Here is a 15,434-nt window from a genome sequence, read left to right as displayed (position 1 = left end):
CCGACCATGAACCCACCCGTCGTCGCGGTCCAGGGCACCTACGAGGAGATGGGCGCCGAGCTAGGCCGCCGCACCGCCGGCCTGGTCGAACAGAGCCTCGGCACCTACCTGCGCCGCTTCCGCGACCAGGCCGGACTCGGCGACGCCGACGTGCGCCGCTGGGGCGCCACCTACCTGGAGGTCGCCAGGGACTACGACCCCCGCATCGCGCGGATGCTCGAAGGGCTCGCCGCCGGCGCGGGCCGGCCGGTCGAGCACATCACCGCGCTCAACGCGCGCACCGAGATGCTGTACGGGACCGGCTACCGGGACGAGGGATGCACCTCGGTCGCGGCCATCGGCAAGCACACACGCGACGGCCACACGCTGCTCGCGCAGAACTGGGACTGGCACCCGGAGCAGGGCCCGGTCACCTTCCTGCTGGCGACCCGCGACACCGACGGGTTCGCGGTGCTGACGCTGGCCGAGGCCGGGATGCTGGCCAAGTCGGGACTCAACTCGGCGGGGCTCGGCGTGTGCGCGAACCTGCTGGTCTCCGACCGCGACACCGGCGGCGCCGGGGTGCCGTACCACTATCTGCTGCGCGGCGTGCTGCAGTCGCGCACGATGAGCGAGGCGCACCGCAAGGCGCTGGACGTGACGCGGATCTCCTCCGGCAACCTGCTCATCGCCGACGCCGGAGGCGAGGCGATCGACCTGGAGGTGGCGCCGGGCGTGTTCGGCGCGCTGCTGCCGGAGGGCGGGCTGATCACGCACTCCAACCACTTCCAGTGCCCGCTGCCGCTGACCGACAGGAAGGCGGCCGCCTCGGCGCTCACGCTGCTGCGGCCGGCGCGGGCCCGTCACCTGCTGGAGGACGCCGCCGCCGCGCGCACGCTGGAACCGCGCGACCTCGTGGCGGCGCTGCGCGACCACTACTCCCACCCCGACAGCATCTGCCGGCACGCCGACCCGGACGTCTCGGCCGCCGAGGTGGTGACGACCGTCTACTCGGTGCTGATGGACCTGAACCGGCGGGAGCTCAGCATCGCGCCGGAGCCGCCCTGTTCGCACCCGTACGAGCGGTGGCGGCTGGACGACGTGTTCGAGCCCGGCGCCGTACCCGAGATCTGCTTCCCTGAGGAGGGCCATGCCTGAGAGCACGATCTGCCTGACGTTCGACTTCGACGCCATCTCGCTCTGGCTGGCGCGCGGGATGACGTCGCCGGGGCCGGTCTCGCGCGGCGAGTTCGGCGCGCACGCGATGCCGCGCATCCTCAAGGCGCTGGCCAGGCGCGGGATCACCGCGACGTTCTTCGTCCCCGGCCACACCGTCGACACCTATCCGGCCGAGTGCGCCGCCATCGCCGAGGCCGGGCACGAGATCGCCCTGCACGGCTACGCGCACGAGCCGGTGTCGAAGCTCGACCGGGCCGGCGAGCTCGCGGCGGCGGTGCGGGCCCGCGACTCCATCAGGAGGGTCACCGGCTACGAGCCCACCGGCAACCGGACGCCGAGCTGGGACTTCACCGCCTCGACCGTGGACGTGCTGCTGGAGCTGGGCTGCGAGTACGACTCCAGCCTGATGGGCACCGACTACACGCCCTACTACGCCAGGCGCGGCGACGTGGCCGACCCCGCCGGGCCGTACCGGTTCGGGGAGCCGACGCCGCTGGTCGAGCTGCCCGTTTCCTGGTCGCTGGACGACTACCCGCAGTTCGAGTATCTGCGGACGGACACGGCGATCATGCCGGGGCTGCGCGATCCGGGCACGGTGTTCGGCAACTTCCTGGACGACGTGGACTACATGATCCGGGAGGAGCCGGGCGGCGTGTGCGTGCTGACGTTCCACCCGCAGGTGATCGGCCGGGGGCACCGGATGATCGGGCTGGAGCGCTTCCTCGACGCCTGCCTGGAACGGCCGCTGGCCTTCCGCACCTGCCAGGAGGTCGCCCGCGCCTTCCGCGCCGGGGACGGCTCGTGAGGTTCGCCGGCCGTACGGTGCTCGTGCTGGGCGCGGCGGGCGGGATCGGCGCGGCGGCCTGCGCGGCGCTGTCGCGCGAGGGCGCGCGGGTCGTCACCGCCGACGCGCCCGGGGCCGGCGCCGCGCTGGCCGCCGACCTGGCCGAGCCGGGCGCCGCCGCGGCCGTGGTGCGGGAGGCGTGGCGGTCCCACGGCCCGCTGGACGCGCTGCTGCACGTGGCGGGGGTGTTCCCGGCGCGGCGGGCGCTGGAGTCGACCGAGGAGCTGTTCGACCGGATCATGGCCGTCAACACCCGCTCGGCGCTGATGGCCGCCACCACGCTGGCCGGCCTGTGCGCGGGCCGCCCGGCCGCCGTCGTGTTCACCAGCTCGGGCGGCGCGGGCCGCCCGCGCCCCGGCACCACCGTCTACGCCGCATCCAAGGCCGCGCTGGAGGCCGTGACCCGCGGCCTCGCGCTGGAGCTGGGCCCGCTGGGCGTCCGGGTCAACGCCGTCGCCCCGGGCTTCGTCGACGTGGGCTCCGCGCTGAACCCGGTCCCGGCCGCCTACGTCGAGGCCGTCGCCGCCGGCAGCCCGGCCGGCCGGGTCGCCGGGCCCGGCGACATCGTGCCCAGCCTGCTGTGGCTCTGCTCCGGCGAGTCGGCCTGGGTCAACGGGCACGTGCTGGCCGCCGACGGCGGCGCCGGGCTCGGCTCGCCCGCCGCGCCGTCATGGCTGAGCTGAGCCGGCGCTGTCATGGCCGGGCTGAGTCGGCGCGGAAGGCGTGCTGCGCCAGCTCCACCGGCGCGATCACCCGGCTGCGGCCGTCCTGCACCTGGTGGACGAGGTGCGCGTGGGCCAGCGAGGCGTCCCACGTGTCGTCCGGATAGGCCAGCGCCCGCTGGCCGCGCCCGCCGAAGTAGTACGGGCCCGCCGCACCCCGGTGCACGCCCTCGCGCAGCGAGCGCACCACCGCCCCGAAGTCCCACGGCCTGCCGACCTCCGACCAGGCCCCGGCCAGCATGTGGATCATGTCGTAGTGGATGGCCGCGCTGCCGCTGCCCGGCTCGTCCCCGTAGGCGTGCCGGTAGCGGCGCATGAACCTGGCGCTCACCGGGTCCCCGTACGTGCCGATGACCGTGGACCACAGCAGACCCTCGGCCAGCCCCTCCATCCGCTCCTCGAACCGGGGGATCGTCGGCGTCCACACCGTGTAGACCAGCGACCGGCTGCCCGACCCGCGCAGCTCCTCCAGGAACCGGCGCAGCTCGTCCTCCACGTACGTGCACACCAGCACGGCCGCCGGCTCGATCGCCTGGATGCCGGCCACCACCTCGGGCCACGGCACCCGCGTGTCGGCGATCGGCACCATCGCGGCCAGGTCCCAGCCGCGCGCCCCGGCCAGCTCGTCCAGCTCGGCGGCCCGGCGCGGGTCGTGGTCGTCCTCGCGCACCAGCGCCACCAGCCGCCGGTTGTCCGGCCGCCACTGCCCGGAGGTGTCGAGCAGATCCAACGTCCGGACGAACCCGGACAAGTACGCCGTCTCGGTGGCACACACCTGGAACGTCTGCCCGAGCATGCCGGGATTGTCGTGCACGTGCTCGGTGATCGACGGCGACACCATCGCGTGCATCAGCGGCGCCCGGTACTCGGCCGCCAGGGTGATCGCGCCCAGGTGGTAGCGCGGGCTCACGTTGCCCAGCGTGATGGCGTCCACGTCGTGCGAGCGCAGGTACTCCACCGCGCGCAGCAGGTCGCCGTCCGTGTCGCCGGACACCTCGATCGCCAGGTGGTCGATCCGCCGCCCGCCCACGCCGCCGCGCGCGTTGACCTCCTCCACGGCGATCGCCGCGCCCCGCCGCATCGCCAGCGCGTCGAACCGCCTCGGCCCGTCGAGCGGGTAGATCGCGCCCAGCCGGATCGGCCGCCTGACGGACCCGCCGCCCGGCCTTGGCGCCGGCTCGGCCTGGGCACACCCGCCGGTCACCCGGCCCACCGCCGTGACCGCGAACCCCTCCGGCCCGGAGAACGGCGCCAGCAGCGCCTCCTCGTCCACGGCCAGCGCCGCCGCCGCCGTCCGCGTCGGCGCGCCCAGCTTGACCAGGATCCGCTCGACATGCGTGGCCACGGTACGGGCTCCGCACCCGACGCGCTCGGCCGCCTCCGGGTTCGTCATGCCGACGGCCACGCAGGTCAGCACCTCGTGCTCGCGCTCCGTCAGCCCCCACGGCGCCTCGCACCGCCGCGCCTCCAGCCCGGTCACGGTGCCGCGCCCGGTGACGGACACCTCGACGCTCACCCGGTACAGTCGCCGGTCCGCGCCCCGCCAGTAGTAGCGCAGCACCCCCGGCCCCTCGTCGGCGGCCCGCATCGCATGCTGGACCAGAGGACGATTACGCGCGAAGAACCCGGCGGCGCCGGTCACGACCCGCTTCCCGGGTTCGACCACGAGCCTGGCCCGGAACTCCGGCTCCGCCTCCAGACGTCTCTCCATTTCGTGACGATACCGGCCAAATCCCACAAACCGCCACCGCCTGGGCTCAGGGGTGGAAGTCGGGGTCGACGCTCACCTGGATGTCCAGCAGCAGAGGGTCGGGGCGGGTGCGCAGGGCCGGGATCACCTCGTCCAGCGTCGCCGTCAGCGCGGCGTGGTCGTCGATCCGCCTGGCCTCGCAGCCGAGCGCCCTGGCCAGGCCGCTCACGCTCACCTCGTCGAAGGCCGGCCAGGGGGCCTTGCCGCCCTGCTTGTCGGCCAGCCGGTCCATGATCGCGTATCGGCCGTTGGCGAGCACCACGAACAGCGCGCCCACCCGGTAGTGGGCGGCACTCCACAGGGCCTGCACGCCGTAGAGGGCCGAGCCGTCGCCGGCGACCGCCACGACCGGCCGGTCCGGCAGCGCCATCCGCAGCCCGACGGCGGCGGGCAGCGCGAACCCGAGCCCGCCCATCGCCGCCGACACGAACCCGAGCGGGTTGCGCGCCGGCATCAGCCGGTGCAGGTCGGGCCGAGACGACGGGGTCTCCTCGACGAGCACCACGTCCCAGGGCAGCCGGGCGGCGAGCTCCGCCAGCACGTGGGCGGGCCGCAACGGCCGCCCGCCCGGGGGCGGACCGGGCGCGTCGGCGCGCGGGCGGCGGACGGCCGTCACGGGCCGGGCGGGCACCAGGCCGAGCAGGGCGGCGCAGGCGGCGGCCGGTGCGGCCAGGCAGGCCAGGTCGGCCGGGCTGCGGTGCGCCTCCTCGGGGTCGTCGGTGACGAGCGCGACCAGGGTGCCCGGCTCCACCAGGGGCCCGGGCGCGTACGGGTACTGCCGGAACACCGGCGCCCCCACGGCGAGCACCACGTCGTGCCCGGCGAGCGCGGCCCGCAGGCGCGGCCGGTCGGCCGGCAGCACGCCCGCGTACTGCGGATGGTCCTGCGGGAACCCGGCCCGCGCGCCGAACGACTCCTGCCACACCGGGCACCCGAGCCGCTCCGCCAGCGCGACCAGCGGCTCCCACGCGCGCACCCCCGCCCCTGCCACGATCGCGGGGGAGCGCGCCCCGGCCAGCAGCGCGGCCAGCGGCCCCACGTCACCGGCCGCCTCCGCCCGCACCAGCCGCGCGGGCGCCGCGGGGGTCTCGCTCTCGTACGGCGCCGCCCAGTCGTCCATCGGCACCACGACCAGCGCCGGCCCCCGGTACGTGACGGCCCGGTGGCAGGCGGCGGCCACGGCCCCGGGCACGTCCTGCGCCCGGACCGGCTGGTCGACGTGCACCGGGTAGTCGCCGGCCAGCCCCGCCAGCCGCCCGGCCAGGAACGGCTCCAGCGCCAGGTGCCGCCGGTCCTGCTGCCCGACGAGGATGACGAGCGGCACCCGGTTCACCCGGGCGGTGGCGATGGCGCCGACGGCGTTGCCCAGCCCGGCCGTGGTGTGCAGCACGGCCAGCGCGGGCGCGTCGTGCCCGATGGCCCAGCCGGTGGCCATCCCGACCACCGACCCCTCGTGCAGCGCGAGCGTGAAGGTGAGGTCGTCGGGCAGCCCGGTCAGCAGCGACACCTCGGTCGAGCCCGGATTGCAGAAGATCGTCGTCAGCCCGGTGCGGCGCAGCACCTCGAACGTGGCGTCCCTGACCGTCGTCATCCCCTGGCCGCCTGGATCCGCGCGTACACGTGCCCGCGCAGCTCGCCGAACCTGGGCAGCGACCGGGTGCTGAGCTGGTCCCGGTCGGGCGGCAGGTCGATCTTCAGGTCCTCGGTGACGACCGTCGGCGACGACGACAGCACGATCACCCGCTGTCCCAGGTAGACGGCCTCGTCGATGTCGTGCGTGACGAACAGCGTGGTCACCTCCAGGTCCCGCCACAGGCGCAGGATCAGGTCCTCCAGGTCCGCGCGGGTCTGCGCGTCGACGGCCGCGAACGGCTCGTCCATCAGCATCACCTGAGGCTCGTACGCCACCGCGCGGGCGATCGCCACCCGCTGCTGCATGCCGCCGGACAGCTGCCACGGGTGCGCCTGCGCGGCGTCGGCCAGCCCCACCGACTCCAGCGACTGCGTGACCAGCTCCCGGCGCCTCGGCGCGGGCACCTTCTTCTCCTTCAACGGCAACTCCACGTTCTGCCACACGGTCATCCACGGGAACAGGCTGCGGCCGTACTCCTGGAAGACCACCGCCATGCGCGGCGGCGGCCCGGTGACGGGCACCCCGTCCAGCCGCACCTCGCCGGTGCTCGCCGGGAGCAGCCCGGCGACCATGCGCAGCAGCGTCGTCTTGCCGCACCCGGACGGCCCCACCACGCACACCAGCTCCCCGGCCGCCACCTCGAACGTCAGCGACCGGATCGCCTCGACGCTGCGTCCCGGGCTCTCGTACGTCTTTCCCAGCCGGTCGATCTCAAGCACGCGCGGCTCCGCTGCCGTAGTACCAGGACAGGACCCACCGCTCCAGGCGGCGGAAGAGCAGCGAGAGGCCCAGCCCGAGCAGCCCGAGCAGCAGGATGCCGCTCCACATCTCGGCGATCTGGAACTGCCGCTGGAACAGCACGATCGTGAACCCGAGCCCGCTGGAGCTGGCGAACATCTCGCTGATGACCATGAGGATGATGCCGATCGACAGGGCCTGCCGCAGCCCGGCCATGATCTGCGGGCCGGCCCCGGGCAGCACGAACCGGCGCAGCCTCGACCCGCCGCGCACCCCGTACATCCGGCAGGTGTCGGCGAGCACCCCGTCCAGCGCGCGCACGCCCTCGACGGTGTTGAGCAGGACGGGCCACACGCAGCCGGAGACGATGACGAGCACCTTCATCGGCGTGTCGATGCCCGCCAGCAGCATGATCAACGGGACCAGCACCGGCGGCGGGATCGCCCGGAAGAACTCCAGCACCGGCTCCAGCGTGGCCCGCAGCCTCGGCGACAGCCCGATCGGCACGCCCAGCCCGATCCCCAGCAGCGCCGCCAGCGCGTAACCCGCCAGCAGCCGTCCCACACTGGGCAGCACGTCGCCGGTCAGCCGCTCGGAGAGCCACGTCTCGGCGAACGCCACCGCGACCCGGTCCGGGCTCGGCAGGTAGAACGACCCGCCGCTGACCGCCCACCAGACCAGCACCAGCAGCGCGGGCACCCCGAGCAGCCTGACGACCCTCACCCGGCCACCTCCCCGCGCACGGCCGGATGCCAGGCGAGCACCCGGCGTTCCAGCAGCCGTACGGCGGTGTTGACGCCGATGCCGATCAGCCCGGCGACGACGACGAGCGCGTACACGGTGGAGACCGCGCCGCTGCTCTGCGCCACCTGGATCTGCGCGCCCAGCCCGGGGCTGCCGATCACCAGCTCCGCGGTGACCGCCAGGATGAACGCCACCGCCGCCGCCAGCCTGAGCCCCGTCATCACGTACGGCAGCGCGGTCGGCCACACCAGGTGCCGCACCCGCGACCAGGCCGACAGCCCGTAGGCGCGCGCGGTGTCGTCGGCGACCGCATCGACCGCCGCGACCCCGTACAGCACCTGGATGAGCACCTGCCAGAACGACGCGTACACCACGAGCAGCAACGTCGACCCGAGCGACGGCCCGAACAGCAGCGTCGCCAGCGGCACCAGCGCCACCGACGGGATCGGCCGCAGGAACTCCACGGTCGAGCTCGTCGCCGCCCGCAGCCCAGGCACGACGCCGATCACCACCCCGGCCGCCACCGCCAGCGCGAACGCCAGCGCCAGCCCGGCCGCCCAGCCGCGCATCGTCTCGCCCAGCGCCACCCACAGCCCGGCCGTGGCCAGCTCGCCGGCGAGCGTGCGCAGAATCTCCGAAGCCGGAGGCAGGAACCGCTCGTCGACCAGCCCGAGCCGGGGCGCCGCCTCCAGCACGGCCAGCAGCCCGGCCGGCCCGAGCAGCCCGAGCAGCCCGTGGTGCGGTCGGCTCACGGCACCAGCTCCGAGACGTCGATCTCGGCGTTCAGCACGCCGTCGGCCAGCGCCAGGTCCGCGATCGTCTGCACCGACGCGCGGTTCACCTCGGCGGGCCACTTCGGCAGGTAGATCTTCTCGATCACCTCGGGCGCGATCTTCGTGTACGTCGACAGCACCTGTCGCACCTCGTCCGGATGCGTGTCGGCGTACTCCAGCGACTTGCGCATCGCCGCGGTGAACCGCTTGGTCAGGTCAGGGTCGGTCCGGCTCGTGGTGAAGTACATGGCCACGGTCAGCGCGTCGGCGGCGTCGGCGAAGTTCCACGCCACCGGGCGGGCGCCCTGGCTGATCGCCTGGCTCACGAACGGCTCCACCACCCAGATGGCGTCCACCCTGTCGTTCTCCAGCGCGGCCGGGGCGTCGGGGAAGGGCAGCTCGACGAACTCGATGCCGTTCGGGTCGCCGCCGTCCTTGCGCACCGAGGCGCGGATCGTGGTGTCGCCGATGTTCTTCAACTGGTTGACCGAGACCTTCTTGCCCGCCAGGTCCTTGGCCGACCTGATCGGACTGCCCGGCTTGACCAGCACCGCGCTGAAGTCCTTGCCCGGCTCGCCGGTCGAGGAGACGCCGTTGGCCACCACCCTGATGTCGAGCCCCTGCTGCTTGGCCGTCAGCAGCGAGGTGGTGTTGGCGAAGGCGAACTGGAACTGCCCGCTCACCGCGCCCGTGATGCTCGCCGCCCCGCCCTGGACCGGGGTGATCGTCAGGTCGATGTCCTGCTCGTCGAAGAACCCCTTGGCCCTGCCCAGGTGGATCGGCGCGGTGTCGACGATCGCGATGACCCCGGCGTTGACCTTGTCCTTGCCCGTGCCCTCGCCCGTGCCCTCGCCCGGCGGGGCCTGGGGTCCGCCGCACGCGGCGGCCAGTAACAGGACGAGGGGGACCGCGAGAGCGAGACGCACGATGTTCTCCCGATTGTCTGTTCGCTATGCGCACATTTATTCTCTGGTCGAACACCCCCCGCTACGCGGGAACATACGCGCTCACCGCCCCATGTCAAGGGATCTCCGATGGCTGATCACGTCCAGTCGCTGGCCCGTGGGCTCGCCGTCATCCGCGCCTTCAGCGCCGTCTCGCCCGCGCTGACCTTGAGCGACGTGGCGCGGGCCACCGGGCTCACGCGGGCGGCGGCCCGGCGCTTTTTGCTGACATTGACGGATTTGGGATACGTGCGGAACGACGGCCGGCTGTTCTCCCTCACCCCCCGCGTCCTGGAGCTCGGGTACGCGTACCTCTCCAGCCTGTCGCTCCCCGAAGTCGCCGCGCCCCACCTGGAACGCCTCGCCGCCGACGTCCACGAATCGGCGTCCGTGGCCGTGCTCGACGGCGAGGACGTCGTGTACGTGGCCCGCGTCGCCACCGCCCGCATCATGCGCGTCACCATCAGCATCGGAACCCGCTTCCCCGCCTACTGCACCTCGATGGGCCGCGTCCTCCTCGCCGCCCTGCCCCCGGCCGCCCTCGACGCCTACCTCACCCGCGCCCGCCTGCGACCCCTCACCGCCCGCACCATCACCCGGCCACCGGCCCTCCGCGCCGAGCTCGACCTCGTACGCGCCCAGGGCTGGGCCATGGTGGACCAGGAGCTGGAGGAAGGGCTCCGCTCCCTGGCCGTCCCCATCCGCGACCGATCGGGCACGACGGTGGCGGCGGTGAACGTGTCCACCCACGCCAGCCGGATGACCCTGGCCCAGGCCCGCCGCGACCTCCTGCCCCGCCTCCAGGCCACCGCCACCCACATCGAAGCCGACCTCACCCCGTCCTGACCCCCCTGACGGCAAGGTCCTCGCCCGGGAGCGCGCTTCGCGCGGGGGCGGCTCGGGCTGTGTCGCCGGGGGGAGCCGAGCGCCCCCCTTGCCGGTGGCCTCCGGCCCCCGGACCCCCGAGCGTGGCGCGGCGACCGAGCACGAGGGAGGCTGAAGGCCTACCTGACAGGTACATGCGCCGGCCTTGGCATCTCGCCGGGGATCGTGGTGGGCCGCCTCCAGCATGACGGCCTCTGGCCTGCGCGGCAGGGCAACGGGTTGAAGCGAAAAGTGAACCTGGAGAGCGACTTCTGAGCAGGTGACCCTGCTGACCGCGGGGGTGTCAGCTCCAGGTGGCCGTGTCCGGGTCGATGCCGCAGGCTCGTGCGTTGGCGTCGATGATGTCGCGCAGCCAGCAGGCCAGCCCCGGCTCGAGGTCGTCGTAGTAGTCCGCGAACCCCGGCTCCTCGGCCTGCTTCCTGCCCAGGCAGACCTGCATCGCGTGCGTGCAGTCGAAGTACGCGCCGATGGACGCCCGGTGCCGTTCGGCCAGGGCGTTGGCCTCGGCGCTTCCCGGCGTGACGCCGGCGCGTTTGGCGGCGGCCAGGTCGTGCTCCAGCGCCGCCTTGGAGTCGGCGACCCGTTGCCAGTCCTCGGGGGTCCTGCCGGCGGCGCGTTCGGCGTACTGGACCCATTGGGGTGTGTCGCCCCAGCGGTCGCGGGCGCCGGCGATCCAGGACGGCTCCCAGCGCCGGCCGAAGATCGCGACCTGCTCCTCCGCGGAGAGCAGGATGCCGGCGTTCGCGGCTTCGATCATGCGGTCGACCGCGTCGACCATCGTCCGGAGGCGGGAGATGCGGTCGAGGAGCTGGGCGCGCTGCTGTTTCAGCGGCACGGTCATGTCGGCCGAGGGGGCGTCGAGGAGTTCGCCGATGTCTTCGAGGGGCAGGCCGAGCTCGCGGTAGATGAGCACGCGGTGGATGCGGGCGATGTCGGCCGCCGAGTAGAGCCGGTAGCCGCCGGAGGTGCGCCCGGACGGGCTGACGAGCCCGATCGCGTCCCAGTGGTGCAGGGTGCGGACGGTGACTCCCGCGTGGGAGGCCGTGGCCCCGACGGTCAGCCCGCCGTCGCCCGCGGCTTCGTCCGTCGCGCTGCTGGTCACGCCGTCGAGTCTGCCATGCGTGCCCGGCCGGCGTGCCTCCCGGGGGCGCGCTCAGCGTTGCCCGGCGTTGCGGGCGCGCCACTGGTCCATGGCCTGCCGGTGGGCGTCGGTGACGAGGTGGAGGAAGTCCGCGGAGGCCTCGAACCGGGCGCCCGCCGGGGTGGTGGTCCCGAGAATCGCGCCGCCGCGCCGTGACGCGGCGATCAGGATCTCGTTCATCTCCAGGGCCGCCTGGATGGACCGCAGCCACATGTCCTCGTCCATGACGTAGCGCTCGCGCCGCCCGCCGGGGTCGCGTTCGCGCCTGAGCATGCCCTGCTGTTCGAGGAAGGTGACGGCGTGCGAGATCGACGCGGGGCTGACGCGCAGCCGCTGGACCAGGTCGGCGGCGGTGAGGCTGCCCGAGTCGGTGACGTACAGGCTGGCCAGCACCCTGGCCGCCATCTTCGGCAGCCCCTGCTGGGCGAGCAGGTCGGTGAAGGAGCGGGTGAAGTCCTCGACCGCCTGCGGGTCGCGTCCGTGGCCGCTTTCGGGGACGGGCGGCGGGGGAGGCTGGGTCCGCTTGCGCCGGCGGGCGCGCACCTGGGTGGCCTCCTGCGCCCGGTCGGCCCCGTAGCCGTCGGGGCCGCCGTTGCGGGTGACCTCCCGCATGATCGTCGAGGCGGGCCGCCCCAGCCGCCGGCCGATCTCCGCGTATCCGAGCCCTTCGGCCAGCCATGCGGCGATGTTCTCCCGGTCCTGGCCGGTCAGTCTGCCTCCGGGCATCGGTGCTCGGCTCCCCTCGGTCGGCGTGCGCGTGACTCTGCTGCACAGTATGCGTTCACCCGCACCTCATTGCAATACCAGCATACCTTCCTCCTTTGCGTTCAGTGTCATACTCATTGCAAAGAAGACTCAGTAACTCCCAAACTACCAGCGAGAAAGGCGCGACTTTGCATGTTGACGGAACTCTGAACGCAATGTACTGTCGCAGTCGTTCAGAGATTTCCGAACACAAACTGAGAGCGAGAACCCTCATGGAGAACGGCACCCGAGGCTTCACCAAGACGGGGCTGAGCAGGCTGCACGACGTGCTGGCGCGGCATGTCGAGTCCGGGCGGATCCCCGGCCTCGTCGCCCTCGTCAGCCGTGGTGACGAGACGCATGTCGAGACGATCGGGACGATGCGTCACGACGGCGGCGCGCCGATGCGCCGCGACACGATCTTCCGGATGGCGTCCACGTCCAAGCCGGTCTCGATGGCGGCGGCGATGATCCTGATCGACGAGTGCAGGCTGCGTTTCGACGACCCGGTGCAGGAGTGGCTGCCCGAGCTGGCCGACCGTCAGGTGCTGAGGCGCTACGACAGCCCGCTGGACGACACCGTGCCGGCGCGGCGGCCGATCACCGTACGGGACGTGCTGACGTCCACGTTCGGGCTCGGCATGGACATGACGTCGCTGGGCACGCCGATCATGAACGAGATCTTCGGTCGTGGCCTCACGCCCAACCTGCCGGAGCCGATGCCCGAGCCCGACGAGTTCATGCGCCGCCTGGGCGAGCTGCCGCTGATGCACCAGCCCGGCGAGCGCTGGCAGTACCACATCAGCAACGACCTGATCGGCGTGCTGGTGGCCAGGGTCACCGGTCAGCCGTTCGAGACGTTCCTGCGCGAGCGCCTCTTCGGGCCGCTGGGCATGACCGACACCGGGTTCCACGTCCCCGCCGACCAGATCGACCGCCTGCCCACCCTGTACGCGCCCGATCCCCAGTCGGGCGAGTTCCTGGTGTGGGACGAGGCCGAAGGCGGGCGCTGGAGCCAGTCGCCGGCGTTCCCGAGCGGCGGCGGCGGCCTCGTCTCGACCGTCGACGACTACCACGCCTACTTCCGCATGCTGCTCAACGGCGGCACCCACCGCGGCGAGCGGATCCTGTCGCGGCCCGCCGTGGAGCTGATGACCACCAACCGCCTCACGCCCGAGCAGCAGGCCGCCCGCCATGCCATGGCGACCGACAACGTCCACATCTCCCACGGCCAGGGCCAGCACGGCGGCTGGGGCCTCGGGATGGCGGTGCGCACCTTCCGCGGCGACTACGCGCCCGTCGGCCAGTTCGGCTGGGACGGCGGCAGCGGCACCTCCAGCTACGCCGACCCCGCCAACCAGCTCACCGGCCTGCTCCTCACCCAGGTCGGCGCGTCGGTCCCGGACCCGATGCGGCTCATGCACGACTTCTGGACCACGCTCTACCAGGCCCTCGACAACTGACCACCGGATCGGAGACGACCACCATGTCCATCACCCTCGCCGAACAGGACCAGCTCACCCTGCGCACCGCCGCCTACGGCGCCGTCTCGCTGATGGCCGCCGCCTCCGGCAAGCCGCACAAGGCCGCCACCCAGGGCTCCGTCGCCCTGTCCTCGGCCACCGGCCTGGTCGGCCACGTGCTCGCCGACACCTCCACGGCCGTCAACCTGTACGGCAAGTCCGTGGCCGCGCTCGCCGACCACGTGCTGCCCGCCCTGACGGAGGCCATGGCCCTGCTCAAGCGGCAGGCCCCGGCCGAGGCCGGCAACTTCCGCACCACCGTCCTCCTCGCCGTCGACACGGCCGCCCGCGCCCACAACGGCGACCCCAGCCCCATCAGCGCCGACATGGCCCGCAAGATCACCGAAGCCCTCGACGCCGAGTGACCTCGCGCCGGTCCGCGCGGCATCGGCGAAAGTACTGTGGAGATCGTGGTGTCCTTTACTACCTAACCGGATATGGGGGTAAGGATGAACGATCGTCACGATTGGCTGGGCAGCACCGCGCGCTACGTGGCGCCGCGCATGCCGGGGGAGCCTGACGCCTGGAGCGAGGAGCTGGCCGAGCACGGCCGGCGCGGCTCCCAGAGGCTCCGTGAAGCGGGCGAGGCCGAGCCTCCCGGCTTCGTGGCCGCCGCACTCGGCCTCGCCGACGGCGAGCGGGCAGTGGTACGGCGGCGCGTCATGCTGGAGGAGGACCGGCCGGTCGAGCTCACCGACTCCTATTACCCCCGGTCCGTCGCGGCGGGCACGGGGCTCGCGGAGCCCCGGAAGATCCGGGGCGGCGCCCCGACGCTGCTGGCCGAGCTCGGTTACGTGGCCGACGAGGTGGTCGAGGACCTTTCCGTGAGGCGGGCGGAGCCGGACGAGGCGCACGAGCTGGCGCTGCCGGCCGGCGCCCTGGTGATCCAGCTCGTCCGGGTCAGCTCGACCGCGGACGGCGTGCCGTACGACGTCTCCGTGATGACGATGCGGCCCGAGGGGCGTCACTTCCGCTACCGGCTGAAGGCGGGCTGAGCGGTGGCGACCAAGGAGGACGGGCGCCCGAGGCATCAGCAGATCGCGGCGGAGATCCGGGCGCGGGTCATGTCAGGGGACCTGGTGCCTGGCACCCGCCTGCCGACGACGCAACAGCTCATGTCCACCTACGACGTCACGAACCAGACGGTTCAGCGGGCGTTGGGCGTGCTCAAGGACGAGGGGTTCCTGATAGGTCGTGCCGGAGTCGGGGTGTACGTGCGGGACGATTCGGTCCTCGCCCTCGAACCCGCCGCCTACCACCGGCCGCCCGCCGACGGCATGCCGTACCCCTGGACGAGCGAGGCCGAGGCGCGAGGCCGGCGTGGCGCGATCCGGATCCTGGAGGTGGCGACCGTGCGGCCGCCGGTCGAGGTGGCCCGGCTGTGGGGCGAGCGGGTGTCGATGCGGCGCCTGCTGTTGCTGCTCGATCAGCAGCCGACCGAGCTGGCCTGGATCTACCATCCGCTGGAGATCGCCGACGGTACTCCCCTCGTCGGGCGGCGCAAGATCCCCGGGGGCACCGCACGGGTCCTCGCCGACCTGGGGCTGCCACCGGTCGAGTGGGCGGACCGGGTCTCGGCGCGGCTGCCCACGACCGAGGAGCTGGAGCTGCTGCACCTGCCCGACGACGTGCCCGTGCTGCGGACGTTCCGGACGGTGTACGCGGACGGCGGGCGGCCGGTCGAGGTGCAGGTGCTCGTCAAGGGCGGCCACCGGTACGAGCTGGCTTACCGAAATGCTTACCCCCTTAGGGAGTAAAGAAGTATGGTGGGGCTCCCCTGCGGATGATCGGAGAAGCGCCATGCGCCGTTCGTACGTCCCCTGGGGAGTGAGCCG

Annotated in this window: 16 protein-coding genes; 8 read left to right on the top strand and 8 right to left on the bottom strand. The window is 73.1% G+C overall.

The genetic code is table 11. The annotated features are described in order from the left end of the window. The first annotated feature begins 6 nt into the window (after window positions 1-6). Genes ACWDXC_RS04185 through ACWDXC_RS04175 form a run of 3 tightly spaced genes read left to right on the top strand, consistent with a single transcriptional unit; the run spans window position 7 to window position 2,685 of the window. Window positions 7-1,137, top strand: a complete 1,131-nt coding sequence (locus ACWDXC_RS04185) for a C45 family autoproteolytic acyltransferase/hydolase (RefSeq protein ID WP_449977884.1) — start codon at window positions 7-9, stop codon at window positions 1,135-1,137. Further along, the gene (locus tag ACWDXC_RS04180; protein ID WP_449977882.1) at window positions 1,130-1,963 is read left to right on the top strand and encodes a polysaccharide deacetylase family protein; all 834 of its coding nucleotides are present in this window, start codon (window positions 1,130-1,132) and stop codon (window positions 1,961-1,963) included. Before ACWDXC_RS04185 ends, ACWDXC_RS04180 begins: the two co-directional genes overlap by 8 nt. Next, window positions 1,960-2,685 carry an SDR family NAD(P)-dependent oxidoreductase gene (locus tag ACWDXC_RS04175; RefSeq protein WP_449977880.1) on the top strand — a complete coding sequence of 242 codons (726 nt, stop codon included), beginning with the start codon at window positions 1,960-1,962 and terminating at the stop codon, window positions 2,683-2,685. Before ACWDXC_RS04180 ends, ACWDXC_RS04175 begins: the two co-directional genes overlap by 4 nt. 10 nt (window positions 2,686-2,695) lie before the next feature. Here the strand turns inward: ACWDXC_RS04175 and ACWDXC_RS04170 are convergent, their stop codons facing one another. From ACWDXC_RS04170 to ACWDXC_RS04145, 6 genes are read right to left on the bottom strand one after another with little or no spacing between them, the layout of a single operon-like run. Further along, the gene (locus ACWDXC_RS04170) at window positions 2,696-4,435 is read right to left on the bottom strand and encodes an ABC transporter substrate-binding protein (RefSeq protein WP_449977877.1); all 1,740 of its coding nucleotides are present in this window, start codon (window positions 4,433-4,435) and stop codon (window positions 2,696-2,698) included. 46 nt (window positions 4,436-4,481) lie between these two features. Then, entirely contained in the window at window positions 4,482-6,065 is a 1,584-nt protein-coding gene (locus ACWDXC_RS04165; RefSeq protein ID WP_449977875.1) for a thiamine pyrophosphate-dependent enzyme, read from the bottom strand. Beyond that, entirely contained in the window at window positions 6,062-6,826 is a 765-nt protein-coding gene (locus ACWDXC_RS04160; protein WP_449977873.1) for an ABC transporter ATP-binding protein, read from the bottom strand. The genes ACWDXC_RS04165 and ACWDXC_RS04160 overlap by 4 nt, the downstream gene beginning before the upstream one ends. Next, complete coding sequence (locus ACWDXC_RS04155) at window positions 6,819-7,568, bottom strand: ABC transporter permease (protein WP_308125617.1); 750 nt, start codon at window positions 7,566-7,568, stop codon at window positions 6,819-6,821. Before ACWDXC_RS04155 ends, ACWDXC_RS04160 begins: the two co-directional genes overlap by 8 nt. Continuing rightward, window positions 7,565-8,341 carry an ABC transporter permease gene (locus ACWDXC_RS04150; protein ID WP_449977870.1) on the bottom strand — a complete coding sequence of 259 codons (777 nt, stop codon included), beginning with the start codon at window positions 8,339-8,341 and terminating at the stop codon, window positions 7,565-7,567. Before ACWDXC_RS04150 ends, ACWDXC_RS04155 begins: the two co-directional genes overlap by 4 nt. Further along, window positions 8,338-9,288: an ABC transporter substrate-binding protein gene (locus ACWDXC_RS04145; RefSeq protein WP_449977868.1), complete on the bottom strand. Its 951-nt coding sequence runs from the start codon at window positions 9,286-9,288 to the stop codon at window positions 8,338-8,340. The genes ACWDXC_RS04150 and ACWDXC_RS04145 overlap by 4 nt, the downstream gene beginning before the upstream one ends. Window positions 9,289-9,396: 108 nt before the next feature. On the opposite strand from ACWDXC_RS04145, the gene ACWDXC_RS04140 reads away from it, so the two are divergent. Further along, on the top strand, window positions 9,397-10,152 hold the full coding sequence (locus ACWDXC_RS04140; RefSeq protein WP_449977865.1) for an IclR family transcriptional regulator domain-containing protein: 756 nt from the start codon (window positions 9,397-9,399) through the stop codon (window positions 10,150-10,152). A gap of 322 nt (window positions 10,153-10,474) precedes the next feature. Here the strand turns inward: ACWDXC_RS04140 and ACWDXC_RS04135 are convergent, their stop codons facing one another. Together ACWDXC_RS04135 and ACWDXC_RS04130 are read right to left on the bottom strand one after the other, a co-directional pair. Next, window positions 10,475-11,293 carry a MerR family transcriptional regulator gene (locus ACWDXC_RS04135; protein ID WP_449977863.1) on the bottom strand — a complete coding sequence of 273 codons (819 nt, stop codon included), beginning with the start codon at window positions 11,291-11,293 and terminating at the stop codon, window positions 10,475-10,477. 51 nt (window positions 11,294-11,344) lie between these two features. After that, window positions 11,345-12,058, bottom strand: a complete 714-nt coding sequence (locus ACWDXC_RS04130) for a GbsR/MarR family transcriptional regulator (protein WP_219500658.1) — start codon at window positions 12,056-12,058, stop codon at window positions 11,345-11,347. Between the two features lie 251 nt (window positions 12,059-12,309). Between ACWDXC_RS04130 and ACWDXC_RS04125 the strand changes: the two genes are divergently transcribed. The 4 genes from ACWDXC_RS04125 (at window position 12,310) to ACWDXC_RS04110 (ending at window position 15,356) form a co-directional block, all read left to right on the top strand. After that, the gene (locus ACWDXC_RS04125; protein ID WP_449977859.1) at window positions 12,310-13,539 is read left to right on the top strand and encodes a serine hydrolase domain-containing protein; all 1,230 of its coding nucleotides are present in this window, start codon (window positions 12,310-12,312) and stop codon (window positions 13,537-13,539) included. A gap of 23 nt (window positions 13,540-13,562) precedes the next feature. Continuing rightward, window positions 13,563-13,964, top strand: a complete 402-nt coding sequence (locus ACWDXC_RS04120; protein WP_449977856.1) for a hypothetical protein — start codon at window positions 13,563-13,565, stop codon at window positions 13,962-13,964. 84 nt (window positions 13,965-14,048) lie between these two features. After that, window positions 14,049-14,594, top strand: coding sequence for a GntR family transcriptional regulator (locus ACWDXC_RS04115; RefSeq protein ID WP_449977853.1), 546 nt, complete (start codon window positions 14,049-14,051; stop codon window positions 14,592-14,594). Window positions 14,595-14,597: 3 nt separating this feature from the next. Next, a complete protein-coding gene (locus ACWDXC_RS04110; RefSeq protein WP_449977851.1) occupies window positions 14,598-15,356 on the top strand; it encodes a GntR family transcriptional regulator in 759 nt (252 codons plus the stop codon). Window positions 15,357-15,434: the final 78 nt, after the last annotated feature.

Source organism: Nonomuraea sp. NPDC003214, from assembly GCF_053590035.1.
This window is presented reverse-complemented; position numbering and strand designations above follow the sequence as displayed.